Consider the following 25,581-nt stretch of genomic DNA (forward strand, 5'->3'; position numbering starts at 1 on the left):
GTATAATCGAAATTGAAAATCAATATCAATACTGACGATAAACTTATACATATAGATAAAAATAAGGGAGAGATAAATATGACTACATATACTTCCATCGCTAATGTGATTAAAGAAAGGCGCTCTGTTCGTACATTTACAGACAAAGCAGTAGAAAAAGATTTATTAATTGAACTATTAAATGATGCAACATGGGCACCAAATCATAAGCACCGTGAACCATGGAATTGTAAACTATACATCGGAGAAGGCCGCAAGAAATTAGTAGATGCAGTATTAAACTCTTTCACAGAAGAAGAAAGAGCGAAACGCGGTAAAATTTTATCAGATCGTTTTTTAAGCACGCCTGCACAAATCGTTGTATATATAAATGAAGATCCGCGTCAAATTCAACGTGATGAAGATTATGCTGCAACATGTGCATTCATGCAAAACTTCCAACTTCTTGCTTGGGAACGCGGATTAGGTTGCGTTTGGAAATCAGGCGGATTAAACTACAATCCATTATTTATAGAAGGAATCGGTTTAACAAGAGGCCAACGTATCGTTGGAATTCTTCATATCGGCTATTTCGATAAAGCACCAGAAGGAAAAGCTCGTACTCCAATTATGGAGAAGATGGAGATTATTGAAGGTTAATAGATGAGACATTCTCGTTTTTACGAGGGTGTCTTTTTATTATGCAATCAATCCTCATGAAAGCTTGTTCTTCATCATACACTTTCTTAAGGGAAAGTGTAAGGAGGGAAAATAATGAGAGCAAGTGACGATAAAGCACTGCAATATGCGATTGCGGAAATTACGGAAATTGCGACTGGATTTGGGCTTGATTTTTATCCGATGCGTTATGAAATATGTCCAGCGGAAATTATTTATACATTTGGTGCATATGGGATGCCGACAAGGTTTTCACATTGGAGTTTTGGAAAACAATTTTTCAGAATGAAATTACAATACGATTTAGGACTTAGTAAAATATACGAACTCGTTATTAACTCTGATCCATGTTACGCCTTTTTATTAGATACGAACTCTTTAATTCAAAACAAATTAATTGTAGCGCACGTTTTAGCGCACTGTGATTTCTTTAAAAATAATATTCGTTTTTCAAATACGAAGCGAGATATGGTAGAAAGTATGTCAGCGACAGCTGAACGGGTGAAAGCATATGAGCATAAGTACGGAAAAGAAGAAGTAGAAACATTTTTAGATGCCGTACTTGCCATTCAAGAGCACATTGACCCGTCGCTCATGCGTCCCAAACTTGCGTGGAGTATTGATGATTTAGAAGAAGTAGAAAAGAAAAAGGTATCACAATACGATGATCTATGGAATTTAGATGATCGAAACAAAAAGAGAGAACGATCCAATATACGCAAAAAGAAGAAGATCCCACCGCAACCAGAGAAAGACTTGCTCCTCTTTATTGAAGAATATAGCCGTGAACTAGAAGATTGGCAGCGTGATATATTAACGATGATGCGTGAAGAAATGTTATATTTCTGGCCGCAGCTTGAAACGAAAATCATGAACGAAGGCTGGGCATCCTACTGGCATCAACGCATACTTCGCGAAATGGACTTAACCTCTGATGAAGCAATTGAATTTGCGAAATTAAATGCAGGTGTTGTACAGCCATCAAAAACAAGCATTAATCCATACTACCTCGGTATTAAAATGTTTGAAGATATTGAAGAACGTTACAACAATCCAACAGAAGAAATGAAACGACGAGGCGTAAAACCAGGATCTGGCCGTGACAAAATGTTTGAAGTACGCGAAATTGAATGGGACGTATCGTTCCTAAGAAACTACTTAAATAAAGATCTTGTTATGCGAGAAGATATGTACTTATTCCAGCGCCAAGGAAAAGAATATAAAGTAATAGATAAAGAATGGGAAAATGTGCGTGATCAACTCGTAAATATGCGGACAAATGGTGGGTTCCCGTATTTAGTAGTAGAAGATGGAGACTACTTAAAGAACGGAGAATTATACATTAAACATAGTTACGAAGGAATCGAGCTCGATTTAAAATATTTAGAAAAAGTATTGCCATATCTTCATCAGCTATGGGGAAGAACGGTGCATATGGAGTCCATCGTGGAGAGTAAGGGCGTTGTGTTTTCTTATGATGGGAAGATGGTGCATCGGAAGTATGTGTGAGGGGAAGAACGGACATAGGATACTGTGTCCGTTCTTTTTATTTGGAACCAAGTTAAATATGCTATTCTTGAAAAAAGGGAGTTACATAGAGAAATGGAGCGATTAAAATGAGCAAAGTAGGGGTATGTAAGGTTGATATTACGCCGCCTGTAGGTATTGATTTTGTCGGATATCATAGAGAGACAGGAATAAATAATATTGAAGAGCGTATTTATGGGACAGTTTTTGTATTTGAAAAAGATGAACTGAAAACTGTGTTTATAAGTATTGATAATATTGGGATGTTAGTAGAAGATACGAATATGATTCGTGAGCGAGTAGCAAGTAGGCTTCATGTGCCATTTGAGCGAATAACTGTTGTTTATACACATACACACTCTGGGCCGGAAACAGTCGGTGATCATCCTTTAGTAAAGTCGTATAAAACGATTTTAGTAAATAATGTAGTGCATGGTGCTGTTACTGCTAATAAAAACTTGAAGCGATGTGAAGTTGGCTGGAGTGTTACGACAGGTGATATTGGGGTTAATCGAAGAGAGAGAACATCTGATGGAAAAGCGAAGATGGGAACAAATATAGATGGTGTTGTAGATAAACGAATTGGTATGTTAGCAATAAGAGATGCTGAAACGAAGGAGTTATCTGGGGTTTTAGTATTTTGTACTGCGCATCCGAATGTTTTAAAAGGTGATAGTGATGAATTATCAGCGGATTATCCTGGAATGACGAGAGAGATTCTAGAGCAGATAGTGAACGGCCCTGTTATTATCGTTCAAGGTGCCGCTGGAAATGTGAATGCGAAATATCGCGGTTCAAGGGAAGCGTTAAAACAAATGGCTTACATACTTAGTGGACATGTATTAACGATGTTACCAACAGTTACATATAGTCCAATTGTAAAACTAAGGACAGTTTCGAGTATGATGCAAATGAAGTTGAAGGATATTCCTGAATTTGATGAGATACGAAGCATGGCTCGATTAGCCGAGAAGCAGTGGGGCGTGAATACGGACGAATGGCTTACTATCGTATTAGAGAAATATAGGCAAGGTATTCGGCGGTTAAGTATTGATTTAGAAGTGCAATTGTTTCAAGTTAATGATGGTATGTTTTCAGGTTTACCGATGGAACCTTTTTCGGAAACGGCATTAGAAGTGAAAGAGAATCTTCAAAATGAATTAGCTTTCTTTGGTGGATATACGAATGGATATATTGGTTATTTACCAACGAAGGAAGAATTCTCATATGGTGGGTATGAAGTGGAATTAAGCCCTGTTGTGTATGGACCGGTTACGAATTTATTGATGCCACCGGAGGAGAATACTGCGGAGTTGGTTGTGAAGAGAGTTATGGAATTATATAACGTGTAAAAAATATAGTCAGTAGAATAAAATTTAAAGAAATTCATGATTTTTAATACACCTATAGAAAAACGAATCCATTTTGAAAAATATGAATCAAAGTGGATTCGTTTTTTGTTTACCAGACAGGTCGTATATTTGATGATAATTTCTCTGTATTTTCTTTAGTAACGAATGTTGTTAAATCCTCTTTCAGCATTTGCATTCGTTCTGCACCTATGTTTTCAATCCATCGCTGTTCTATTTCAGCTACTATTTCTTCTTTAGCTTTCATTACTGACAAACCACGTTCGGTTAAAACGATGATTTTACCTCTTTTATCAGTAGGATGTGTTTTGCGTGTAACGTAGCCATTACTCTCAAGAGAATCCACCATTTTACTTACAGCTTGTTTGGAAATCCCTAAATACTCAGCTAGCTCTATACCAGTTGCCCCATTAGGGAGGATGCGTTTGAACATAAAACCATGTGCTGGCCTAATATCTTCAAATCCTAATTCACTTAATTTGTCATGTAGCTCAGTGATTAATGTGCTAAATGATAATGATAAAAGCGATGTAAGATCTAACTCGTTAAATGTTTGATCCATGTATATAACCTCCGCACTTGTAGTCAATCAAGTTGACTATATGTAATACTTATTGTACTATACATAATATAGTCAATCAAATTGACTATATTATGTTGGTAGAACAAATAATGATTTATATAATATAGAATCAATGGAGGTTTCACATGGTTAATATCGTGAAAATTAGAGGGAGTGTATTTGCACCGTATGCATCGCTGGAACCTATTAAGGACCCTGCAACAGGAAGAGTGTTTGAATATGCTGGAGATGCACGTGAGTTTACACCACAAGCTGTGAACACAAAGCGTTCAAGGTTAGAACAAGAAGTGAATATTGATTTTTATAAAAGAGAAATTTTCACATATGCAGATGCTTGTATCGTCACCGTGAAGATTACAAATCCAGATGGCTCAATTGAGTATCAAAAGGGAGAAACAAGTACAGAAAACATTGTATGTACAAATATTGTATGGAGTGAAGATGAAGTTTCATTTGAAATGAGAGCAAGTGCAAGTAATCCTTTAAACGCAGCAGCACCTGCAGCTGATTATTTTTTGACTATACGAGCTAATGAAAGTGGTACTGTGAATATTGAAGGTGTACATGATGGTTTCCCTTGCTATGAATTTTATAAACAAGTAGATTTTGGTTCGTTTGAATTGATATACAAACATGATTTCAGAAAAACGGATGATACCCCAGCAGCACTAGCTGGAGAGATGGAATATAGCTTTAAAACGATAAGCTAGCTGTAAATATAGCGCTATTTTTCAGAAGGAAGTAGCAAGCGTAAAAGAGAAAGCTATTTATTATGATAGCGAGATTGTGGGCTGTTTTACTCAAGATTATGCCGTATCTAAAATAAAATTATAGAGGTGTTTCTTATGACTAATATCGTGAAAATTAGAGCCAGTGTATTTATTCCAATGTCTTGGACTGAGGCTAAGAAGGATATGGAAACAGGAAAAGTAATTCAATTCGAAGGTGATTCACGTGAATTCACACCGTATGCGGTAAATGCGATGCGCTCTAGAGTTGAGCAAGAGGTAGTAGTGGATTTTTATAAAGAAGAAGTGTTTTCATATGCGAACACGGGTATTACGACAGAGAAGGTTACGAATCCAGATGGTTCTGTGAATAAAAGAACAGGAAAAGCGAGTACTGAAAATATTGTGTGCACGAATATCGTATGGAATCCTGGTGGTGTGCAATTTAAAATGAGTGCGAGTGCAAGTAATCCATTAAATATATATGCACCTCCTGTAGATTATTTATTACATGTATGTGTGAAAAAGGATGGTAGTATTGATATTCAAGGAGAGCATGATGGATTCCCTTGTTTTGAATTTTATAAGCAAGTAGATTTCGATTCATTTGAAAAAATATATACACATGATTTTAGAGAAACTGGTGATACAGCTGCAGCACTAGGCGGGAACATGGAGTATAGTTTTACAAAGAGATTATAGGAAGTATGAAAATGGAACGATGGATTGCTTCATTCGTAAAGAACTTGGAGATATCTAAGTTCTTTTTTATTTGTTTCAAATTTGTGAAAGAAAGACATATTGATTGAAATTAAATTTTTTATACTCTATCATATACCCATACGGGTATATGTTTTTGTGGTACATGAGAAAATTAAATAATATGGAGGTTTAAAATATGTCCAGAAAAATAGTTGTAGTAGGCGGAGTTGCCGGCGGGGCATCAGTAGCTGCAAGGCTTCGTCGTTTAAGTGAGGAAGATGAAATTATTATGGTTGAACGCGGTGAATACATTTCATTTGCAAACTGTGGATTGCCATATTATATTGGCGGTGTCATTACAGAAAGACAAAAATTATTAGTACAAACTGTTGAAAGGATGTCAAAGCGTTTTAATTTAGATATACGTGTATTGAGTGAAGTGGTAAAGATTAATAAAGAAGAGAAAACAATTACTATAAAGAATGTAACTACAGGTAAAACATATAACGAGGAATATGATGTTTTAATTCTTTCACCAGGGGCAAAACCAATTGTTCCACCTATTCCAGGTATTGAAGAAGCGAAGGCGTTGTTTACGTTACGAAATGTACCTGATACAGATCGTATAAAAGCGTATATTGATGAGAAGAAACCACGCCATGCGACGGTTGTTGGTGGTGGATTTATTGGAGTGGAAATGGTTGAGAATTTAAGAGAACGTGAGATTGAAGTTACTCTTGTAGAGATGGCGAATCAAGTGATGCCACCAATCGATTATGGAATGGCAGTATATGTACATGAGCATATGAAGGTGCACAATGTTGAGCTTGTTTTTGAAGATGGTGTAGATGCATTAGAAGAGAGCGGGACTGTTTTACGTTTAAAAAATGGTTCAATTATAGAGACAGATATGATTATTTTAGCAATTGGTGTACAACCAGAGAGTAGTTTAGCGAAAGATGCAGGATTAGCATTAGGAGTTAGAGGAACGATAAAGGTAAATGAGAAATTTCAAACATCTGACCCATATGTATATGCAATTGGTGATGCGATTGAAGTGAAAGATTTTGTTACAGAAACAGAAACGATGATTCCTTTAGCGTGGCCAGCTAATCGTCAAGGTCGCATGTTAGCAGATATTATTCATGGTCATACGGAGTCTTTATATAAAGGTACGATGGGAACTTCTGTGGCTAAAGTTTTTGATTTAACAGTTGCTTCGACTGGAGTAAATGAGAAAATATTAAAACGATTAAATATACCCTATGAGGTAGTACATGTACAGGCAAATTCTCATGCGGGATACTATCCGAATGCTACGCCAGTGCTAATAAAATTAATCTTTAATAAAGAAAGCGGAAAAATTTACGGAGCACAGGCTTTAGGGCGTGATGGAGTAGAGAAGCGTATCGATGTTATTGCAACGGCAATGAAGGCAAATTTAACTGTAATCGATTTACCAGATTTAGAATTATCATATGCCCCGCCGTATTCTTCTGCAAAAGATCCAGTAAACATGGTGGGATATGCTGCAAGTAATATAGTAGATGGTTTTGTGGACACAGTGCAATGGCATGAAATAGATCACATTGTTGAAAATGGTGGGTACCTTATTGATGTTCGAGAACCTAATGAACTAAAACAGGGAATGATTAAAGGCTCTATTAATATTCCGTTAGATGAATTACGTGATCGATTGGATGAAGTACCAATGGACAAAGAAATTTATATCACTTGCCAACTTGGTATGAGAGGGTATGTTGCAGCGCGTATGTTAATGGAAAAGGGATATAAGGTAAAGAATGTAGATGGTGGTTTTAAGTTGTATGGCACAGTATTGCCAGAACGTGTTGTATATTGATATTTTTCATCTTCTACTTCAAGATTTAGTGGAAGATGAAAATCTATAGATTAAGGTTTTATTTTTTGGTTTGCGAACATATAAGACAAAAATTAAAAATAGGGGTTTACAAAATACCCTATAGGGTATAATATATTGTCATAGGTTATAAATGGTGACATAATGGTAATGAGGTGATTATAGAATGGAATATAATCAAGATATGAAAAATAGATTGAAACGTATTGAAGGTCAAGTTCGTGGTGTGCTTCGTATGATGGAAGAAGGAAAAGATTGCCGAGAAGTTATTACACAGTTAACGGCATCTCGTTCTGCCCTTGATCGTACAATTGGGCTCGTTGTTGGAACGAATTTAGAGCAATGTTTGCGTGAACAGTTTGAAAGTGGTAATGGTTCAAATGAAGAGTTAATTAAAGAAGCTGTTCAATTACTTGTAAAAAGCCGATAATCTGTCAAACATAATTGTTGACAGATTTTCAAAAACGTTTTAATATACCCCTGCAGGTATATGTATATGGATTGTGGAGGAATCGATTATGAGTATAAAAGTGGATATGAGTTTAGATTGTAAAGGTTTGGCTTGTCCGATGCCTATTGTGAAAACGAAGAAGGCGATAGAAGGATTGGCACCAGGGCAAGTGATTGAAGTTAAGGCAACAGATAAAGGATCTACGGTAGATATAAAAAGTTGGGCGAGTAAAGTAGGACATCAATATATCGGGACGAAACAAGAGGGGGATGTATTGGTGCATTATGTTAGGAAAGCAAGCGAGCATGAAGTGAATGAAGTTGTGAAATATCCTCATACAATTACGAATGCAGAATTACAGTCTATATTGTCTCATGGAGAAGAGAGCATTGTATTAGATGTTCGCGAAGCAGCGGAATTTGCTTTTGGCCATATTCCATCCGCCATTTCGGTACCATTAGGTGAATTAGACAGCGCAGTGTTAGATGAGACGAAGCAAATTTATGTTATTTGCCGAACTGGTAATCGCAGTGATATAGCTTGCCAAATGTTGAATGAGAAAGGTTATTTAAATGTGAAAAATGTCATTCCAGGTATGGTAGAGTGGCAAGGGAATATAGAGAAGTAAATTTTTTTGAACGAAAATATACCTATGGGGGTAATTAAATGAATGTTAAACCGTTACAAGCAAAAGATGTGGCAGAGAAAGTTTTATTCGGAGAGTTATTTATTTTAGATGTTCGCAATGAGACGGATTATGAAGATTGGAAAATTGAAGGGAAACAAGTTTCTTCTATTAATAGACCTTACTTTGATTTGTTAGATGGTGTAGATCATATTGTAAGTGAATTACCTAAAGATAAAGATGTTTTAGTAGTATGTGCAAAAGAAGGGTCTTCTATATTTGTAGCAGAGCAATTAACAGAGGCGGGATTACAAAATATTTATTATTTAGCTGGTGGTATGAAAGCTTGGAGTGAATATGTGAAGCCGTTAAAAGTAGGGGATGTACAGGGCGGAGGAAGTATATATCAATTTAATCGTCTTGGAAAAGGCTGTTTATCTTATATGGTTGTTTCTAACGGTGAAGCAGCAGTTATTGATGCAGTAAGAACGGTTGAAGCATATGAGGAGTTTGCGAAAGAGCATGGCGTTACGATTACGAATGTAATGGATACACATTTACATGCAGACCATATTTCCGGAGGACGTAAGTTAGCTGAAAAGGTAGGTGGTACGTATTGGTTACCGCCAAAAGATGCCGAGGAAGTCGTTTTCTCATATGAACCACTTGTAGAAGGATCTGTTATTACGGTGGGGGGTACAAAAATTGAAATTGACGCGTTATACTCACCAGGGCATACGATTGGAAGTACGTCATTCATTGTAGATGATTCTTATTTATTATCAGGTGATATTTTATTTGTAGATTCAATTGGGCGTCCTGACCTTGCTGGTAAGGCTGAAGATTGGGTGAGTGATTTACGAAATACGTTATATACGCTGTATAAGGAACTGTCTCAAGATTTAATTGTTTTACCAGCTCATTATTCAAAAATAAGTGAAATGGATGAAAGAGGCATTGTGAGTGCGAGCTTACAAGAGCTATTTAAAGAGAATGTAGGGTTAAATATTGTTGATGAAATAGAGTTTCGTAAAACTGTGACAGAGAACTTACCGCCACAACCAAATGCATATGAAGAAATTCGTCAAACGAATATGGGGAAAATTCATCCGAGTGTGGAAGAAGAGCGTGAAATGGAGATTGGCCCAAATCGTTGTGCAGTGCATGAGTCATTATAAAAATAACAAATTGGAGGAATTGATGATGAATATAAAACAAGTATTAGATGCGAAAGGTTTAGCATGTCCAATGCCGATTGTAAGAACAAAGAGAGCAATGGATACTCTACAAACTGGAGAAGTGTTAGAAATACACGTAACGGATAAAGGGTCAGTTAAGGATATTCCAGCGTGGGCAAATAAAAGTGGTCATGACATCGTAAAGCATGTAGAAGAAGCTGATGTGCTGAAGTTTTGGATTAAGAAGGCGTAGGAAAAAAATATTGTTATAAATGCAGAGAGGTTGGTTATATGAACACAATATTAAGTACGCTTTTCATTGTACTTGCTGCATGGTTTGTTATTTCACGATTTTTACCAGTGAAAGGTGTGCAAAATATCAGTGGAAAAGAATTAAAGAATATAGTGGAAAAAAAGGGGAAACAACGTATCGATGTTCGTACAGTAGGTGAATATAGAGGAAATCATATGAAAGGATTTCAGAATATCCCGTTAAATGAGTTAGCTAGTAGAGCAAGTCAGTTAGATAAAAATAAGGAAGTAATCGTTATTTGCCAAAGTGGAATGAGAAGTAAGCAAGCTGCAAAGATGTTGAAAAAACTAGGGTTTCAGCAAGTAATAAACGTTTCGGGTGGTATGAATGCTTTGTGAGGAGGGACTTTAAAATGAAAGAAATGACAGCAAAAGAATTAGAAGAAAAATTGTTACGTAAAGAAGCAGTAAATATCGTAGATGTCCGTGAAGTAGAAGAAGTAGCAGAAGGGAGAATTCCAGAAGCATGTAATATTCCGCTAAGGCTATTAGAGTTTCGAATGCATGAGTTGGATAAAAAGAAAGAGTATATTATCGTTTGTCGCTCTGGCGGAAGAAGTGGAAGAGCAGTTCAGTTTCTAGAGAGCTACGGTTTTCAAGCAATCAATATGGTAGGTGGTATGTTAGCGTGGGAAGGTAAAGTCATATAGTGAAGTAAGTGATTTGGGCCTTTTTATAAATAAATAAATACCCCTATAGGTAATTGGAGGGAGAACAATATGGAACAACAGAAGAAAACAACAATCGTTTTATTTAGCGGGGATTACGATAAAGCAATGGCTGCTTATATTATTGCAAATGGCGCAGCGGCGTATGATCAAGAGGTAACTATTTTTCATACTTTCTGGGGATTAAATGCTTTAAGGAAAGATGAACATGTGAATGTAAAGAAAACATTTATAGAAAAAGTATTTGGAAAAATGATGCCACGCGGTGCTGATAAGATGGGATTATCCAAAATGAATTTTGCTGGCATGGGGCCGAAGATGATTAAAGGCATTATGAAAAAACATAACGCAATGCCTTTGCCAGATTTAATTGATTTGGCGAAAGAACAAGGAATTAAACTTGTAGCTTGTCAAATGACAGTAGATTTATTAGGGTTAAAAGAGGAAGAGATTATGGAAGGGGTAGAGTTTGCAGGTGTAGGGGCATATTTAGCAGATGCTTCGGATGGGAATGTAAACTTATTCATTTAAATCACCTTCTTTTTAGAAGGCGGGGGATGTAAGATGAGCTTAGTCGTATTACTTTTTATAATTGGGTTTATAGGATCGTTTATATCAGGAATGGTTGGGATTGGTGGCGCGATTATTAATTATCCGATGATCTTATACATTCCAGTATTGCTAGGATTTACTGGCTATACGTCACATGAAGTGAGCGGTATTACAGCGGTACAAGTATTCTTTGCAACTTTTGCAGGCGCGTGGGCATACCGGAAAAGTAATGACATGAATAAAACGTTAGTTATGTATATGGGAGCTAGTATATTAATAGGAAGCTTCATAGGGAGTTTCGGTGCTAACATATTAGAGGAACATACAGTCAATGTTGTTTATGCAGCATTAGCTACAATTGCAGCTATTATGATGTTTGTACCGAAACAAAATAATAGTGGAGATGTGAAGTATAATAAATGGTTAGCAAGCTTGTTAGCGTTCGTTGTAGGGGGAGCTTCAGGCATTATAGGAGCTGGAGGTTCGTTCCTTTTAGTTCCCATTATGCTAGTTATTTTAAAATTACCACTGCGCATGACGATCGCGACATCTATCGCTATTACGTTTATTTCCTCAATAGGGATTACTACAGGAAAAGTGATTACTGGGCAAGTAGTTATCATTCCAGCTCTAATTATTGCGGTTGCCAGTATATTTGCTGCGCCACTTGGAGCACGAGTCGGGAAGAGGCTAAATCAAAAAGTACTGCAATATGTATTGTCCACTTTAATTGTAGGCACTGCTGTTAAAATGTGGATCGATATGATATCAAAATAAAAGGATGGTGCTGCTTACAGCCCATCCTTTTATTTATTGTCCGTAAACCTAACGGATTATAGTTTTACTTTATGCCCAAATAACTTTCATTAAGTTTTTATATTCGTCATTTGCTAATTTATATAGCATTCTCGTATGTTCAAAGACAAGTGCTGGATTAAAGTTTGGTTCTGAGAATGCAAGAGATGCTGAAATATCAATTGCATTTTGCTTGTTTAATGTGAATTTTGCAAAGCGATAAGATGTGTTTAATTCATTAATAACATGTAAAATATCATTTGTTGATGTTGCATCAGGCACGTGAGCAACATTGAAGCAGTATATATCCACCGTAGGATGTTCGTTTTGGAAAGCAGCGATAAGTTGAATTTTTGCGCCAGCTTCTGTCTCTAATCCTACTGAAAAATGAACAGAGCCATCATTTTCATCTATATTTTCTTCCATGTATATATCGTTGGATTTTAAGTAGTCTTTAAAATCTGAGATGTTATGTTTTACTGCAGCTTTCATATGTATGAGCCCCCTGATAATTGGAATAGATTGCTACTATTTATTATAATTTAAAAATATTAAAAAAGATAGTTAGAAAGTTCTGATTTTTGATTCTGAAGAAATAAAAAGAAGCAGTACTCTACCTCCATAGAGTACTGCTTCTTTACTATTCATTGTCGTTAGACGATGTTTCTGTATCTTCACTGCTATTTTTGTTCTTATTTTTCACTTCATTGTTACTTGATTCGCGTTCACTTGAATTTTCAGACTTAGATTCTTTTGTCTTTTTCGAATCAGAGTCTGAGTCAGACTTTGTATATGCAGGTAGCCCAAGATGAGTACGAAGTTCATTTGTAACATTAGCTAATTCTTTTTTATCTGGATTGTAGTAGTAAGTTCGACCACCACCAGCAGATTTGCTACATGTATCGTCACCTTTTGCCATATAGCAATCATCACCTTGGATTTGTAATTTCTCAATTTCCGAATCCGATCCATATTTATAGAATGAAAGCATATCATCAAATGTTAAGTTTGTAACGAATTGTCCGTTAATATCATCAATGATGTTGCCAACTTTTGTTACAGAACCAACACTTGTTAGTTTCTTTAAAATAGCCTCGATAACGAGTTGTTGACGTTGTCCACGCATTGCATCACTATCGATGTGTCTTGTTCTAGCAAGAGCAAGAGCTTCTTCGCCATTTAACTTTTGAACACCTTTTTCTAGGTGAATTGCCTCAGCATTATCATTGCTATCTTGCTCAGTAAATTCAACTGGTACATCAACTTCAACACCGCCCAAGTCATCGACGATTTTTATAAATGATTTAAAGTTGAATTTTACAAAATAATCGACAGGAACATTCATTAATTTTTCAACTGCATCAATGCTTGCTTGTGGTCCACCATTTTTTCCGTTTTTAGCAGAACCGAATGCATGAGCGTGTGTAATTTTATCTTTTTTCTTTTCTATTGGAATATAAGTATATGTGTCACGTGGGATACTTAATAGTTTAACAGTTTTGCTATCTTTATTAAATGTTGCAAGTAAAAGCGCGTCTGTTCTTATAGCTTCACCATATTCTTTTCCACGGACATCGCTTTCATCAACACCCATTATTAAAACAGAGACATTGTTTGTAATAGGTTTTACAGCCTTATCACGTAAATCAGATTTATCACCGCGTGCTAAATCGTGTGCGGCATTTCGAACAGCAGAAGATGCTTTATTTACTAAAAACCAAGTATAACCGCCGCCTATTAATAAAACGAATAGTATAGCGCTTATAATAATTTTTATTTTTTTCTTATTTTTTTTCGGTTTACTGCGTGTATTTTCTTGCAAAGATGGGTTTTGCTCCATTTCTTGTACTCCTTCATTTGGATTGAAATACGACACTCATATCCACTTATTATAATGAAATTTAGCGAAAAAAAACATTACAAATCATTTACATTTCGTAAAAATTCAATTTATTTATAAAAAGTCAGATTTTCTATATATTATTTTGTAGATGTAGAATAAGTATAAGGGCTATTAGTAGAAATGAAAATATATATTATGAGAAAGCGATAGGGAAGTAAGATTTGTTGAAATATAGCCAAGAAGAAATGAGTAAGCTTACTTATTTCTTCTATATAATAAAGAAGAATTTGACGGATAAAGGAGAGAGCATAATGAATCATACATCATTCCGAGCAATCGTTGTGAACGAAACGGAAAATCATCAGTTTGTAAGAAAAGTTGTTGAGAGAGAAGTAAGTAGTTTACCTGAGGGAGACGTACTCATACAAGTTCATTATTCTTCATTAAATTATAAAGATGCCCTTTCAGCTACTGGTAATAAAGGTGTTACGAGAACGTATCCTCATACGCCAGGAATTGATGCCGCAGGAGAAGTTGTGAGTAGTGAAGATAACTGCTTTAAGGTAGGAGATCAAGTTATTGTAACGGGATATGACTTAGGTATGAATACCTCTGGTGGTTTCGGAGAATATATTCGCGTGCCATCATCTTGGGTCGTGCCTTTACCAGAAGGAATGTCATTAAAGGAAAGTATGATGTATGGGACAGCAGGTTTTACTGCGGCTTTTTCGGTATATAAGCTTATTGGAGCAGGAATCAAGCCTAGTATGGGAGATATTTTAGTAACGGGTGCTACAGGCGGCGTAGGGAGTGTAGCTGTTAGTATATTAAGTAAGTTAGGGTTTAACGTAGTAGGAGCGACAGGGAAAATGGAAGAGGAAGAAATGCTACTACGTCTAGGAGCGAAAAAAGTGATTCATCGCGCGGAATTGAATGATGAATCAGGAAGACCGATGTTAAAAGGGATATACGCGGGAGTTATCGATACTGTAGGTGGACATATGTTAGAAACAGCTTTAAAAACAGTAAAGTATGGTGGTTGTGTAACGACATGCGGTAATGTGGCAGGCCAGGAACTACAAACCACGGTATATCCGTTTATTTTACGAGGTATAAGCCTTTTAGGGATAGATTCCGTGCAATGCCCAGTAGATGTGAGAAGAGATGTCTGGACGCTTTTAGCGAAAGAATGGGGAAATAAAGAATTACTATCTTATACAGAAGAATGTACATTAGAAGAATTAGAGAAGAAGTTTGCACTTATATTGCAAGGAAAGTTAAAAGGAAGAACAGTTGTTAAAATATAATGAAAAAAGAGACGCTTAAGTTAGCGTCTCTTTCTTATTATAATGATTGTTTTAAATTGATTTTTCCTTGTTCGCCTAAAACACCGTCAGCGATATTTACAGCGTGATCGCCAATGCGCTCTAAGTTACTTACCATATCGACGAAGATGATACTTGCATCACCTGAACAGCTGCGTTCGTTTAGACGTAATACGTGACGTTTACGAAGAACACGTTCCATTTGATCGATTTTGCGTTCTTTTGCAATAACAGTTTGAGCTAGTTCAGTATCGAAGTTTGTTAAAGCTTCAACTGCGTCTTGCAGTGTTGAAATCGTTAATTCTAGCATTTCGTTTAATTCAGCTAATGCTTCATCTGATAGTGAAACACGGTTTGAAATTTGGAAATCTACAAGTTCTACAAGGTTTTCTACATGATCACCGACACGTTCAATATCTCCAACAACACCTGCTAAAACAGAATGTTTTTCAGAATCCGTAGGTGAAAGTGGCTTTTCTGATAGTAAAACTAAATACTCGGTAATTTTTTTATCTAAATTGTTAATAGCTCCTTCTAATTGAGTAGCCATGTTTGCGTGTTTTTTGTCTTGTGTATTTAAAAATTGATTTGCTTCTTTTAATCCATGTAATGAGAACTCAGCCATACGGATAATCTCTTTTTGAGCTTCAGTTAAAGCGATGGCTGGAGATTGTTCAATAAAGATTGGATTTAAATGTTGCGGTTTGAAATTAATAGCAGAATCTTCGCCGCGAATAATTTTTGTTACAATCCATGCTAATACTGCAATGAATGGGAACTGAATGATTGTATTTGTTACGTTAAATGTTCCGTGTGCAAATGCAATGGTCATTTCTGGATTCAAGTTTAATGATGTTTGGAAATATTGAATTAAACTTGTAAATGGTACTAATAAAATTGTAAAGATAATGGTACCGATAATATTAAAGATAACGTGAACTAATGCTGCACGTCTTGCTGCAATTGAAGTACCGATTGCTGCTAATACTGCTGTAATTGTCGTACCGATGTTATCACCGAATAATACAGGAAGAGATGCTTGTAAATCGATTGCACCTTGACCGAATAGTTCTTGTAAAATACCGATTGTTGCACTTGAGCTCTGTACAATTAAAGTGAAGACTGTACCGACAACAATTCCTAAAATTGGATTATCACTCATGCTAATCATTAAATCTTGGAATGACTCTAAAGAACGAAGAGGTTTCATACCTGCGCTCATTAATTCTAAACCGAAGAATAGCATACCAAAACCGAATACAACTTGACCTACAGAATGTACTTTTTTATTTTTAAAGAAGAATAGTAAGATTGCTCCAACTGCCATAACTGGGAGAGCATATTCTCCGATTTTAATTCCGATAATAAATGCAGTAACTGTCGTACCGATGTTTGCACCCATAATAACACCGATTGCTTGTCTTAATGTCATAAATCCGGCACTTACAAGTCCGACTGTTAAAGCGGTTGTTCCTGAACTAGATTGGATTAATACAGTAACTAACATACCAGCTAGTACACCCATTAGTGGGTTTGTTGTAAAACGATCTAGAATATCGCGAAGACGATCTCCAGCTGCTTGTTGCAGTCCATCGCCCATGTATTTAATCCCGAATAAGAAAATACCTAATCCACCAATGAATTGGAAGATCATTTCTTGAACATTATATTCCACGCATTCCACTCCTTAAATTTCATGTACGCTGTAATTATTAACTGAACCTTGAGTCACTGTAAACGGTTTGCTAGTAAAATTTACACTAAATTTACAAAGAGATGAAAAGTTTACAATTCTTTAAAGAAACAGCTGTATTTTATTGGTTTTTGTATTTCGTAAATAGTGTTTTTGTAAATAAATCACACTTTTTAGAATAGTATTATTCAATTGTATATCAAGGGAATTGTCTACAAGTTCATTGTATATTTTTTGAGGAAAGTTAAAAAAATATGTAGGGAAATGCATGTAGTTTTATAACGTCAACATAAGGTTTAATATTTATTAAGTAGTCTTTTTTGCAAGAAAAAAAGCCGCTAAATTATCCAGCAGCTTTTTCTGTATTTTTATCTCCGTGCTTTTGTTTTCTTATACTTGTAATGTAAATGAAGAGAAAAGCAATAAGTAATAGCGAAGAATAACGATATACAGTTGCATAGTTTGTAAAATGAGCAATAAATCCAAATATAATAGCTCCAGCGCCGATTCCAAGGTCAAATGCGGAGAAGAATGTAGCCGTTGCTACGCCACGTCGATGCGGTGCTACGCGGTCAATCATCCATGCTTGTAGTGCGGGTTGGATCGCCCCAAAACCACTTCCGTAACATGCTGCAGCAATAATTAAGCTCGGAATTGTCGTCGTATACGACAATAAAATAATACCTGTAAACGTTATAATAACTCCCGGAATGATGACGAATGTATGACCTTTCGCATCATATAGCTTCCCAGAGAATGGACGAGTTACAGCGATTGCTAGTGCGTTACATAAAAAGAAGAGACTAATATCAGCTATGCCGACTTCTGTAGCAAATAGTGTGATAAAACTTCCGATTCCTCCGTACATTAATGTAATACATAATATTAATAATGAAGGAAGTAAAGCTTTACGCTCAATAAATCCATCGAGAAAAGTACTAGATGATTGTTGTGGAGGCTGTTTCGTTTTTTGGATTTGAAGTAGTTTCGTTAATATTAATGAAACAATTGTGCACGATAATGCACATAAAAAAAGAATTGTGAAGTTATATGTTTGCATAAGCCATAGTCCGATAAGTGGACCGAGGGCCATTGCAATTGTTCCAGAAAGGCCAAAATATCCCATGCCTTCTCCGCGGCGAGCTGAGGGAATTAAATCAGAAACGACAGTTCCATATGTAGTCGTTGTAATACCGAAACCAGCTCCGTGTAAAATACGAACAGCAAGCAAGAGAAAGATTGTTGAGGCGAAAAGGTAACTGCCCATAGCGAGTAAACAAATAGCAGTACCGATCATTAAAATGATTTTTTTATTGAATTTTTGCAAGGCATTCCCAGTTAGCGGTCTAACAAAAAGTGCCGCAACGGTAAACATGCCAACAACCAATCCGATATTGGAACTTGTGCCACCAATTTCTTTCACATAAACAGGTAAGGTTGGAATTAACATTTGAAACCCTAAAAACATACATAAGTTTGCAAAAATTAAAGCAACAAACTCTTTTGTCCATAACGGTTCTCGTTTTACGAGTATTGCTTCTCCCATATATTCATCCCCTATATAAAATTTTCTCTTTTCTTTCGAGTATATGTATTGGCCAATGAAACAGTCAAGGAAGGTGTCTTGAAAACGGATAACAATTTTTAAGATGAAAAACTGACAAATTTGTGTAAAAGCTACACAACTATGAAAAAAAGATGTAAAGTATAGATGTATAGACTTGTAGGTGTTAAGAATGATAGAAATTGTTTTTTCTTTAAAGAAAGCGGATTCAAAAGGGTAGTGAACAAGAAGGGGATATATACTTTTTCACTACATATATTTGAAAAGGTTTACAATATGATGAAGAAAGAGGCGTGTACATATGAGACGATTAGGTATTTCTATTTATCCAGAACATTCAACAGTAGAGAAAGATAAGGAGTATTTAACATTAGCAAGTAAATATGGATTTACACGTGTGTTCACATGTTTATTATCTGTGGATGGAGAAAAAGAGAAAATTATAGAAGAATTTAAAGAAACGATCTCTCATGCGAATGCATTAGGGTTCCAAGTATTAGTTGATATTAGTCCATCTGTTTTTGAACAATTAGGTATTTCGTATAATGATTTATCATTCTTCCATGAATTAGGTGCGTACGGTATTCGTTTAGATGTTGGTTTCTCAGGATTAGAAGAATCAATTATGACTTATAATCCGTATGGTTTGAAAATTGAGATTAATATGAGTAATGGTACGAAGTATGTAGATAACATTATGAGTCATAGACCAAATCGTGAAAATTTAATTGGTTGTCATAATTTTTATCCGCATCGTTATTCAGGGTTATCATACGATCATTTCATTAAATGCTCGAAACAATTTAAAGATTACGGTATGAGAACGGCTGCTTTTATTTCATCATTTGATGCAACATACGGACCTTGGCCAGTAACAGAAGGGTTATGTACATTAGAGCAGCATCGTGAATTACCGATGACAACACAGGCGAAGCATTTATTCGCGACGGAATTAATTGATGATGTTATTATTGCAAACGCATATGCGTCAGAAGAAGAATTACAAGCACTAGGTGCATTAAATAAAGAGAAACAAACATTTGATATAGAACTATATGATACAACGACAGAATTAGAAAGAATTATCGTATTAGACGAACCACATTTTTATCGCGGAGATGTATCTGAATATATGATTCGTTCTACACAAAGTCGTGTGAAATATAAAAAAGAAGAGTTTAAACCTCATAATACGCGTGAAATTAAGCGTGGAGATTTATTAATTGATAATGAACAATATGGCCAGTATAAAGGCGAATTACAAATTGCATTAAAAGATATGGTGAATACAGGAAAAACAAATGTAGTTGGTCGAATTATAGAAGAAGAAATTTTCTTATTAGATTATTTACAAGCATGGGATAAATTCGGGTTCACATTAAAGAAATAGAGAGAATATAAAGGGGAAAAACTACTGATTTCAGCAGCTTTTCCCCCTTTATATATAAAGAGCGAGAGGAAGAGCTATGACAAAGGTGCATCAGCGATTAATTTCTATTTTAGAGGAGTTTTTAGAAGAGAAATCGATGTTAAATCGAGCTTTTTTAGCGGGCCGTTTACATGTATCAACGAAGACGATTCAAAAGGATATAAAATTATTAAATGATATATTGGAAGAAAACGGAGCGAAAATCGAATCGCAAAGAGGGACTGGGTACGAATTAGAAATTATACAAACGAAGAAATTTGAAGAATTTTGTGTGAGTCTATTTCAAAAACAGACGGAAAAGATCCCAACTTCTTATGAAGAAAGAATAGCGTATATTCTGCAGCGTGTTTTAACGACAGAGGGATATGTGAAGCTTTCAGAATTAGCAGAAGAGATTTATGTGAGCAAATCAACGGTCAATTTAATTATGAAAGATGTTACAGATATATGTGGCCGCTATAAATTACAAATTGAGAAGAGACCGTATTATGGTATACGTATTGTTGGAGGGGAATTTAATATTCGTTCTTGTTTATCACAATATGGTTTACCGCGTTATGACCATACTCCGTTTCATGAGCAATTTGAGCAGACGGAGACATATTTATCGCTACCTCATATATCACTCATTCGTTCAATTATATTAAAGTATATTGAAGGCGGAACAATATATTTATCTGATATAGAAATTGATAATTTAGTCATTCATATTGCAATCGCATTAAAGCGTTGTCAAAGTCAACATTATATGAAAGAACTGCATGCGGAGCAATCAGAACTTATAATAAAGAAAGAATATACAATTGCGAAGCAGATTTTAGGAGATTTAGAGAAAGAGTTAAAATTTTTATTTCCAGAAGAAGAAGTATTATATGTGACGATGCATTTATTAAGTACTGCTGTTACAACGAGAGATCGCTATGAAAATGTAGAAGAGCTATTAGGAAAAGATATATATGCATTTATGCAACATATTCTTTTTAAAGTAGCGGAAGAACGGAATCTTATTTTTTATTATGATGAAGAATTATTATTTGGATTTGGTATTCATTTAAAAACGTTATTAAATCGTTTGAAGTATAAGTTAAATACGAGAAATCCTCTTTTGGCAGAAGTGAAAAAGAATTATCCATATGCTTTTGAAATTGCGGTTCTTGTTGGAGATATCATTGGTGAATATACGGGTGAATCGATCCCTGAAAGTGAAATTGGTTATATAGCAATTCACTTCGGCGGAGCGATGAGCCGTTTGCAGGAGCAGAATCAAAAGAAAAGATGCTTATTAGTTTGTGCGACTGGTCAAGGAAGTGCACAACTATTAAAATATAAAATTTTATCACAGTTCCGAGATAAATTAGAGATTGTAGGTATTACAGGCTATTATCAATTGAAAGTAGAAGATCTTTATAAAGAAAAAATAGATTGTATTATTAGTACGATTCATATACCGAGTGGCTTGCCTGTTCCAGTTATAAAAGTGAATTCAATATTTGATGATAAAGAGATTAAATCGATTGGTCAGCGGTTGTTTACGCATGTGAATAATAGTGTGCAGCAATATATTAAGGAAGATTTAATCTTTTTAAATCATAGTGCTTCTACGAAAGAGGATGTTATTCAGTTTTTATGTGAGAAAGCTGCTGAGAAACGCTATGTACCAGAAAACTTTTATGCTTCTGTTATGGAAAGAGAAAATACGTCTCCGACAGCGGTTGGGAATTCAGTTGCAATCCCGCATCCGATGCAGTTATTAAGTGAGGAAACTTTTTTGATGTTTTGCACACTTGAAAAGGCTGTTGATTGGGGAGATAAAAAAGTACAAGTAATTATTTTATTTAGTGTAAAGCGCAATAATAATGAAGATTTGCAAAGGCTTTATGATTTTTTATATGATATTATGTCTAGTCAAACTACGATAGAGAAACTTACTCAGACCGAGGTAATTGAAGATTTTCAAGAGATTTTATTATCATTTTGAAAAAGTATATAAAAACTTCCGTTACATAACGGAAGTTTTTTATGTTTAATTGTATGCGTTTTCATAATAAGATAAAAATATAGAAAACATATAGCTTGGGGGAATTTAAAATGGCTGATATGCAAACTCCATTTGCATTAATTTTACATGGTGGCAATGCGAGAAGTGCGGCGCTTGAAGCAATCGCTTTTGCAAGACAAGGAGATTTTGAGAATGCGGGTGAAAAGATGAAACTTGCTAGTGAGGAAATTTCAGCAGCGCATCGTATTCAAACGGATTTAATTCAAGAAGAGGCAAGAGGAAATCATGCAGAAATCAGTTTACTGTTAGTGCACGCACAAGACCATTTAATGAATGCAATTACAGTGAAAGAACTAGCTAAAGAATTTATTACTCTTCATAAACGCGTGGAAGAGAAAGTGACAGTATAAGATGTATATTTTATTATGTTGTGCAGCAGGTATGTCAACGAGTATGGTCGTAAGAAAAATGCAAGAAGAGGCAAAGAAACAGGGGAAGAATTATAAAATTAAGGCGGTTGATTCAGAACTTGTGAAACTTGAAATTAAGGAAGCTGATGTCGTTTTAATTGGTCCACAAGTGAAATATTTATTTCCAGCTGTAGAGTTTCTTGCAAACTCATACAACATACCAGTTGCAATTATAGACCAACGAGATTATGGCATGTGTGATGGTTTGAAAGTGCTTAGGCAAGCAGAACAATTAGTTTTAGCATAATTATATCTTTTTAAATATAAACATTATAATGTTATAAAGTTTATTTCATTCTTTTATAGTAGAGAGAAAGAGGAGGGCTATTGATGAATGGGTTTATGAATTTTATGGAACAAAAGATTATGCCAACAACGCAAAAGATTGCAGGACAACGACATTTATTGGCAATACGAAATGGGGTTATTTCTACATTACCGTTAACGATCGTCGGGTCATTTTTCGTTATCTTTTTAAATTTACCAATTGATGCATATATGGAATGGATTGCACCGTTTCGCCATATTTTAGATATTCCATTCCGATTTACAGTAGGACTAATGGCATTATACGCAGCGTTTGGTGTAGGAGCTTCGCTCGCGAACTTTTATCAGCTCAATCAATTAAGTGCAGGGCTACTATCTGTACTCGCCTTTTTACTAGCATCAGTTGAACCAATTCAAATTACGAAAGCTGTACCAGGTGTTATTGATGCAGGTCGATATATTTCAGTAGGAACATTAAGTGCAACGTCTTTATTCGGCGCAATTGTTACAGCATTAATTGCAGTAGAAATTTATCATTTTATGATTAAGCATAATATCTCAATAAAATTACCAGACAGTGTCCCACCAGCAGTTTCAAATTCGTTTGCAGCATTAATTCCAACATTAGTAGTTATTCTTTTATTCTGGGGCATTCGCTACGGTTTGAAATTCGATGTAAATACAACAATTACATACTTAATCGCACCATTAAAATCAGTACTAGTAGGAAATAACTTATTCGGTGGTTTATTAACAGTATTCTTAATCGTGTTCTTCTGGTCATTTGGTATACATGGACCGGCGATTTTAGGACCAATTATTCGTCCGATGTGGGATTCAGCAATTCTTGAAAATATGGAAGTGTTCACGGCTACAGGAAATGCACATCAGTTACCAAACTTATTTACAGAGCAATTCATTCAATGGTTCGTATGGATTGGCGGATCAGGCTCAACGTTAGCTTTAGTAATTATGTTTATGTTCTCTAAATCTAAGTTCCTAAAAGAGTTAGGTAGATTATCATTCGTACCAGGTTTATTCAATATTAACGAGCCAATTATTTTCGGAGCTCCGATTGTAATGAACCCAATCTTAATTATTCCGTTCGTTATTACACCGCTAGTGACAACGACAGTATCATATTTCGCAGTTGTTTCAGGTATGATTCCACTCATGATGGCGAAACTGCCATTTACGATGTTAGCACCAATTGCAGCGATTATTAGCACGGACTGGACAATTATGGCTGGTGTACTTGTACTTGTTAACTTTGCGATCTCATTCGTTATTTACTATCCATTCTTCAAAATGTATGAGAAACAACAATTAGCAGGAGAGGAGAAAACAGAATGCTCGGAGCAATTATCATCTTAATTACATTCGTGGTCGGACAGTGTACTGCCCATTATTCGAAATGGGTACAAAGTAAATCTTTATTAGTGTTACTACTAGTATCAGTTTTATTTATCGGTTGTTCAATGGGTGCATATGTAATGTTAGGTCTACACTCACCGTACGTAATTATTGTACCGACAATTTTATGTGCAACATGTTTATCTGCAAAATATAGATTTACGAGCATGGCATTAATACAACGTGTGAAGGAGATGCAAAAGCATGGAGCGTAAATTAGGAATTTCACTTTATCCAGAACATTCAACGAAAGAAAAAGATATGGCTTATATTTCCGCAGCGGCACGACACGGTTTTTCAAGAATATTTACTTGTTTGTTATCTGTGAATCGTCCGAAAGAAGAAATTGTAGCTGAATTTAAAGAGATTATCAATCACGCAAAAGATAACAATATGGAAGTTATTTTAGATGTAGCTCCGGCTGTTTTTGATCAGCTTGGTATTAGTTATAGCGATTTATCATTCTTCGCGGAGTTAGGTGCAGACGGTATTCGTTTAGATGTAGGCTTCGACGGGTTAACTGAAGCGAAAATGACGAATAATCCGTACGGTTTAAAAATTGAGTTAAATGTAAGTAACGATATTGCGTACTTAGAAAATATTCTTTCGCATCAAGCGAATAAATCAGCTTTAATTGGTTGCCATAATTTTTATCCGCAAAAATTCACTGGTCTTCCGTACGATTATTTCATTCGCTGCAGTGAACGCTTTAAAAAGCATGGTATTCGCAGTGCAGCCTTTATTACATCACATGTCGCAAACATCGGTCCATGGGATATTAACGATGGATTATGTACATTAGAAGAGCATCGTAATTTACCAATTGAAGTACAAGCGAAGCATTTATGGGCAACAGGGTTAATTGATGATGTCATTATCGGAAATGCTTATGCGAGTGAGGAAGAGTTAGAGAAACTAGGAAACTTAAATCGCTACATGTTACAGCTAAAAGTGCACTTTGTAGACGAAGCGATTGAAGTAGAGAAGAGAGCTACGCTGCAAGAATTACACGTAAGGCGCGGCGACATAACAGAGTATATGGTACGTTCTACAGAAGTGCGTAAAAAGTACAAAGACTATGACTTCCCAGTGCGCGAAAGTGTGCTACAGGAAAGAGGGCAAGTTGTAATTGGTAACAATTCATTTGGTAAGTATAAAGGTGAACTGCAAATCATTCTAAAAGAAATGCCGATAGATGAACGGAAAAATATTGTCGGTATAATTGCGGAAGAGGAGTTATTCTTACTAGATTACGTAGGGGCTTGGACACAGTTTACTTGTGTGGAATAGGGAAGATAGGGGGCGGTCCAAATTTTGGAACGCCTTTTTAATATTAAAGTACTTTTAACGTCAAAATTTGTCGGTAAATCGATATCTCTTGTCGAATCGTTGATATATTGTAAGTTATGATAGATATATTCGAAAAATCGTTGATATATTGTAGGTTACGATAGATATATTTGAAAAATCGTTGATATAATTTCATTTACTATGTCATTTTTCAGTAGTTTAATAGAGTAAAAAAAAGAGCCAGCCTCAACGATGAGACTG

General features: G+C 35.5%; 27 protein-coding genes. 22 read left to right on the top strand and 5 right to left on the bottom strand.

Annotated features, from left to right (window positions below; genetic code table 11):
* Positions 1 to 78: 78 nt before the first annotated feature.
* From ACO6VI_RS16890 to ACO6VI_RS16900, 3 genes are all read left to right on the top strand, one after another.
* Positions 79 to 639, top strand: coding sequence for a nitroreductase family protein (locus ACO6VI_RS16890; RefSeq protein WP_000214818.1), 561 nt, complete (start codon positions 79 to 81; stop codon positions 637 to 639).
* Positions 640 to 753: 114 nt separating this feature from the next.
* Complete coding sequence (spoVR, locus tag ACO6VI_RS16895) at positions 754 to 2,166, top strand: stage V sporulation protein SpoVR (protein WP_001202719.1); 1,413 nt, start codon at positions 754 to 756, stop codon at positions 2,164 to 2,166.
* A 107-nt stretch (positions 2,167 to 2,273) separates the two neighbouring features.
* Positions 2,274 to 3,536, top strand: a complete 1,263-nt coding sequence (locus tag ACO6VI_RS16900; protein ID WP_063546500.1) for a neutral/alkaline non-lysosomal ceramidase N-terminal domain-containing protein — start codon at positions 2,274 to 2,276, stop codon at positions 3,534 to 3,536.
* A 109-nt stretch (positions 3,537 to 3,645) separates the two neighbouring features.
* On the opposite strand, the gene ACO6VI_RS16905 is transcribed toward ACO6VI_RS16900, so the two are convergent.
* Complete coding sequence (locus tag ACO6VI_RS16905) at positions 3,646 to 4,116, bottom strand: MarR family winged helix-turn-helix transcriptional regulator (RefSeq protein ID WP_063535698.1); 471 nt, start codon at positions 4,114 to 4,116, stop codon at positions 3,646 to 3,648.
* Positions 4,117 to 4,262: 146 nt separating this feature from the next.
* Between ACO6VI_RS16905 and ACO6VI_RS16910 the strand changes: the two genes are divergently transcribed.
* From ACO6VI_RS16910 to ACO6VI_RS16960, 11 genes are all read left to right on the top strand, one after another.
* Positions 4,263 to 4,847 carry a DUF3238 domain-containing protein gene (locus ACO6VI_RS16910; protein ID WP_063546502.1) on the top strand — a complete coding sequence of 195 codons (585 nt, stop codon included), beginning with the start codon at positions 4,263 to 4,265 and terminating at the stop codon, positions 4,845 to 4,847.
* A 135-nt stretch (positions 4,848 to 4,982) separates the two neighbouring features.
* Positions 4,983 to 5,567, top strand: a complete 585-nt coding sequence (locus ACO6VI_RS16915) for a DUF3238 domain-containing protein (RefSeq protein WP_000182102.1) — start codon at positions 4,983 to 4,985, stop codon at positions 5,565 to 5,567.
* 196 nt (positions 5,568 to 5,763) lie between these two features.
* On the top strand, positions 5,764 to 7,428 hold the full coding sequence (gene cdr, locus ACO6VI_RS16920) for a CoA-disulfide reductase (RefSeq protein WP_063546504.1): 1,665 nt from the start codon (positions 5,764 to 5,766) through the stop codon (positions 7,426 to 7,428).
* Between the two features lie 184 nt (positions 7,429 to 7,612).
* The gene (locus ACO6VI_RS16925) at positions 7,613 to 7,876 is read left to right on the top strand and encodes a metal-sensitive transcriptional regulator (protein WP_000456206.1); all 264 of its coding nucleotides are present in this window, start codon (positions 7,613 to 7,615) and stop codon (positions 7,874 to 7,876) included.
* An 88-nt stretch (positions 7,877 to 7,964) separates the two neighbouring features.
* The gene (locus ACO6VI_RS16930) at positions 7,965 to 8,525 is read left to right on the top strand and encodes a sulfurtransferase TusA family protein (RefSeq protein WP_422423694.1); all 561 of its coding nucleotides are present in this window, start codon (positions 7,965 to 7,967) and stop codon (positions 8,523 to 8,525) included.
* 38 nt (positions 8,526 to 8,563) lie between these two features.
* Positions 8,564 to 9,700: an MBL fold metallo-hydrolase gene (locus tag ACO6VI_RS16935; RefSeq protein WP_001101341.1), complete on the top strand. Its 1,137-nt coding sequence runs from the start codon at positions 8,564 to 8,566 to the stop codon at positions 9,698 to 9,700.
* Between the two features lie 22 nt (positions 9,701 to 9,722).
* Positions 9,723 to 9,953: a sulfurtransferase TusA family protein gene (locus ACO6VI_RS16940; RefSeq protein ID WP_014481958.1), complete on the top strand. Its 231-nt coding sequence runs from the start codon at positions 9,723 to 9,725 to the stop codon at positions 9,951 to 9,953.
* A gap of 38 nt (positions 9,954 to 9,991) precedes the next feature.
* On the top strand, positions 9,992 to 10,351 hold the full coding sequence (locus ACO6VI_RS16945; protein WP_063546510.1) for a rhodanese-like domain-containing protein: 360 nt from the start codon (positions 9,992 to 9,994) through the stop codon (positions 10,349 to 10,351).
* Positions 10,352 to 10,365: 14 nt separating this feature from the next.
* Positions 10,366 to 10,662 (top strand): rhodanese-like domain-containing protein, encoded by a 297-nt coding sequence (locus tag ACO6VI_RS16950; protein ID WP_000661802.1) that lies wholly within the window; start codon positions 10,366 to 10,368, stop codon positions 10,660 to 10,662.
* Between the two features lie 69 nt (positions 10,663 to 10,731).
* A complete protein-coding gene (locus tag ACO6VI_RS16955) occupies positions 10,732 to 11,211 on the top strand; it encodes a DsrE/DsrF/DrsH-like family protein (RefSeq protein WP_000437741.1) in 480 nt (159 codons plus the stop codon).
* A gap of 33 nt (positions 11,212 to 11,244) precedes the next feature.
* Positions 11,245 to 12,009 (top strand): sulfite exporter TauE/SafE family protein, encoded by a 765-nt coding sequence (locus tag ACO6VI_RS16960; protein ID WP_000060742.1) that lies wholly within the window; start codon positions 11,245 to 11,247, stop codon positions 12,007 to 12,009.
* Positions 12,010 to 12,078: 69 nt separating this feature from the next.
* Here the strand turns inward: ACO6VI_RS16960 and ACO6VI_RS16965 are convergent, their stop codons facing one another.
* On the bottom strand, positions 12,079 to 12,519 hold the full coding sequence (locus ACO6VI_RS16965) for a hypothetical protein (RefSeq protein ID WP_000642361.1): 441 nt from the start codon (positions 12,517 to 12,519) through the stop codon (positions 12,079 to 12,081).
* Between the two features lie 148 nt (positions 12,520 to 12,667).
* A complete protein-coding gene (locus tag ACO6VI_RS16970; RefSeq protein ID WP_000437406.1) occupies positions 12,668 to 13,867 on the bottom strand; it encodes an LCP family protein in 1,200 nt (399 codons plus the stop codon).
* A gap of 314 nt (positions 13,868 to 14,181) precedes the next feature.
* Here ACO6VI_RS16970 and ACO6VI_RS16975 point away from each other — a divergent pair, with 314 nt between their 5' ends.
* Positions 14,182 to 15,177 (top strand): YhdH/YhfP family quinone oxidoreductase, encoded by a 996-nt coding sequence (locus ACO6VI_RS16975; protein WP_088021524.1) that lies wholly within the window; start codon positions 14,182 to 14,184, stop codon positions 15,175 to 15,177.
* Positions 15,178 to 15,214: 37 nt separating this feature from the next.
* Here the strand turns inward: ACO6VI_RS16975 and ACO6VI_RS16980 are convergent, their stop codons facing one another.
* Positions 15,215 to 16,870, bottom strand: a complete 1,656-nt coding sequence (locus ACO6VI_RS16980; protein WP_023521221.1) for a Na/Pi cotransporter family protein — start codon at positions 16,868 to 16,870, stop codon at positions 15,215 to 15,217.
* A 361-nt stretch (positions 16,871 to 17,231) separates the two neighbouring features.
* Entirely contained in the window at positions 17,232 to 18,434 is a 1,203-nt protein-coding gene (locus ACO6VI_RS16985) for an MFS transporter (RefSeq protein ID WP_000503254.1), read from the bottom strand.
* A gap of 319 nt (positions 18,435 to 18,753) precedes the next feature.
* Between ACO6VI_RS16985 and ACO6VI_RS16990 the strand changes: the two genes are divergently transcribed.
* From ACO6VI_RS16990 to ACO6VI_RS17020, 7 genes are all read left to right on the top strand, one after another.
* Entirely contained in the window at positions 18,754 to 19,842 is a 1,089-nt protein-coding gene (locus ACO6VI_RS16990) for a DUF871 domain-containing protein (protein ID WP_001253350.1), read from the top strand.
* 76 nt (positions 19,843 to 19,918) lie between these two features.
* Positions 19,919 to 21,859 carry a BglG family transcription antiterminator gene (locus tag ACO6VI_RS16995; RefSeq protein ID WP_063546514.1) on the top strand — a complete coding sequence of 647 codons (1,941 nt, stop codon included), beginning with the start codon at positions 19,919 to 19,921 and terminating at the stop codon, positions 21,857 to 21,859.
* Positions 21,860 to 21,969: 110 nt separating this feature from the next.
* Positions 21,970 to 22,290, top strand: coding sequence for a PTS lactose/cellobiose transporter subunit IIA (locus ACO6VI_RS17000; protein ID WP_000774624.1), 321 nt, complete (start codon positions 21,970 to 21,972; stop codon positions 22,288 to 22,290).
* Position 22,291: 1 nt separating this feature from the next.
* A complete protein-coding gene (locus ACO6VI_RS17005) occupies positions 22,292 to 22,597 on the top strand; it encodes a PTS sugar transporter subunit IIB (protein WP_000275645.1) in 306 nt (101 codons plus the stop codon).
* An 83-nt stretch (positions 22,598 to 22,680) separates the two neighbouring features.
* Positions 22,681 to 23,991 (top strand): PTS sugar transporter subunit IIC, encoded by a 1,311-nt coding sequence (locus tag ACO6VI_RS17010; protein WP_001013042.1) that lies wholly within the window; start codon positions 22,681 to 22,683, stop codon positions 23,989 to 23,991.
* Positions 23,967 to 24,245: a hypothetical protein gene (locus ACO6VI_RS17015; protein ID WP_098834627.1), complete on the top strand. Its 279-nt coding sequence runs from the start codon at positions 23,967 to 23,969 to the stop codon at positions 24,243 to 24,245. Before ACO6VI_RS17010 ends, ACO6VI_RS17015 begins: the two co-directional genes overlap by 25 nt.
* On the top strand, positions 24,235 to 25,320 hold the full coding sequence (locus ACO6VI_RS17020) for a DUF871 domain-containing protein (protein ID WP_063546516.1): 1,086 nt from the start codon (positions 24,235 to 24,237) through the stop codon (positions 25,318 to 25,320). Before ACO6VI_RS17015 ends, ACO6VI_RS17020 begins: the two co-directional genes overlap by 11 nt.
* Positions 25,321 to 25,581: the final 261 nt, after the last annotated feature.

It is taken from the genome of Bacillus sp. PSXD-155, from assembly GCF_049310765.1.
Taxonomy (GTDB): domain Bacteria; phylum Bacillota; class Bacilli; order Bacillales; family Bacillaceae_G; genus Bacillus_A; species Bacillus_A cereus.

Coding starts and splice junctions, on each gene's coding strand:
- ACO6VI_RS16910 (WP_063546502.1), top strand. CDS start 4,263: ATGGTTAATATCGTGAAAATTAGAGGGAGTGTATTTGCACCGTATGCA.
- ACO6VI_RS16960 (WP_000060742.1), top strand. CDS start 11,245: ATGAGCTTAGTCGTATTACTTTTTATAATTGGGTTTATAGGATCGTTT.
- ACO6VI_RS16985 (WP_000503254.1), bottom strand. CDS start 18,434: ATGGGAGAAGCAATACTCGTAAAACGAGAACCGTTATGGACAAAAGAG.
- ACO6VI_RS16940 (WP_014481958.1), top strand. CDS start 9,723: ATGATGAATATAAAACAAGTATTAGATGCGAAAGGTTTAGCATGTCCA.
- ACO6VI_RS17010 (WP_001013042.1), top strand. CDS start 22,681: ATGAATGGGTTTATGAATTTTATGGAACAAAAGATTATGCCAACAACG.
- ACO6VI_RS17020 (WP_063546516.1), top strand. CDS start 24,235: ATGGAGCGTAAATTAGGAATTTCACTTTATCCAGAACATTCAACGAAA.
- ACO6VI_RS16965 (WP_000642361.1), bottom strand. CDS start 12,519: ATGAAAGCTGCAGTAAAACATAACATCTCAGATTTTAAAGACTACTTA.
- ACO6VI_RS16900 (WP_063546500.1), top strand. CDS start 2,274: ATGAGCAAAGTAGGGGTATGTAAGGTTGATATTACGCCGCCTGTAGGT.
- ACO6VI_RS17005 (WP_000275645.1), top strand. CDS start 22,292: ATGTATATTTTATTATGTTGTGCAGCAGGTATGTCAACGAGTATGGTC.
- ACO6VI_RS16905 (WP_063535698.1), bottom strand. CDS start 4,116: ATGGATCAAACATTTAACGAGTTAGATCTTACATCGCTTTTATCATTA.
- ACO6VI_RS16975 (WP_088021524.1), top strand. CDS start 14,182: ATGAATCATACATCATTCCGAGCAATCGTTGTGAACGAAACGGAAAAT.
- ACO6VI_RS16970 (WP_000437406.1), bottom strand. CDS start 13,867: ATGGAGCAAAACCCATCTTTGCAAGAAAATACACGCAGTAAACCGAAA.
- spoVR (WP_001202719.1), top strand. CDS start 754: ATGAGAGCAAGTGACGATAAAGCACTGCAATATGCGATTGCGGAAATT.
- ACO6VI_RS16925 (WP_000456206.1), top strand. CDS start 7,613: ATGGAATATAATCAAGATATGAAAAATAGATTGAAACGTATTGAAGGT.
- ACO6VI_RS16915 (WP_000182102.1), top strand. CDS start 4,983: ATGACTAATATCGTGAAAATTAGAGCCAGTGTATTTATTCCAATGTCT.
- ACO6VI_RS16950 (WP_000661802.1), top strand. CDS start 10,366: ATGAAAGAAATGACAGCAAAAGAATTAGAAGAAAAATTGTTACGTAAA.
- cdr (WP_063546504.1), top strand. CDS start 5,764: ATGTCCAGAAAAATAGTTGTAGTAGGCGGAGTTGCCGGCGGGGCATCA.
- ACO6VI_RS16995 (WP_063546514.1), top strand. CDS start 19,919: ATGACAAAGGTGCATCAGCGATTAATTTCTATTTTAGAGGAGTTTTTA.
- ACO6VI_RS16930 (WP_422423694.1), top strand. CDS start 7,965: ATGAGTATAAAAGTGGATATGAGTTTAGATTGTAAAGGTTTGGCTTGT.
- ACO6VI_RS16955 (WP_000437741.1), top strand. CDS start 10,732: ATGGAACAACAGAAGAAAACAACAATCGTTTTATTTAGCGGGGATTAC.
- ACO6VI_RS16990 (WP_001253350.1), top strand. CDS start 18,754: ATGAGACGATTAGGTATTTCTATTTATCCAGAACATTCAACAGTAGAG.
- ACO6VI_RS16890 (WP_000214818.1), top strand. CDS start 79: ATGACTACATATACTTCCATCGCTAATGTGATTAAAGAAAGGCGCTCT.
- ACO6VI_RS17015 (WP_098834627.1), top strand. CDS start 23,967: ATGCTCGGAGCAATTATCATCTTAATTACATTCGTGGTCGGACAGTGT.
- ACO6VI_RS16935 (WP_001101341.1), top strand. CDS start 8,564: ATGAATGTTAAACCGTTACAAGCAAAAGATGTGGCAGAGAAAGTTTTA.
- ACO6VI_RS17000 (WP_000774624.1), top strand. CDS start 21,970: ATGGCTGATATGCAAACTCCATTTGCATTAATTTTACATGGTGGCAAT.
- ACO6VI_RS16945 (WP_063546510.1), top strand. CDS start 9,992: ATGAACACAATATTAAGTACGCTTTTCATTGTACTTGCTGCATGGTTT.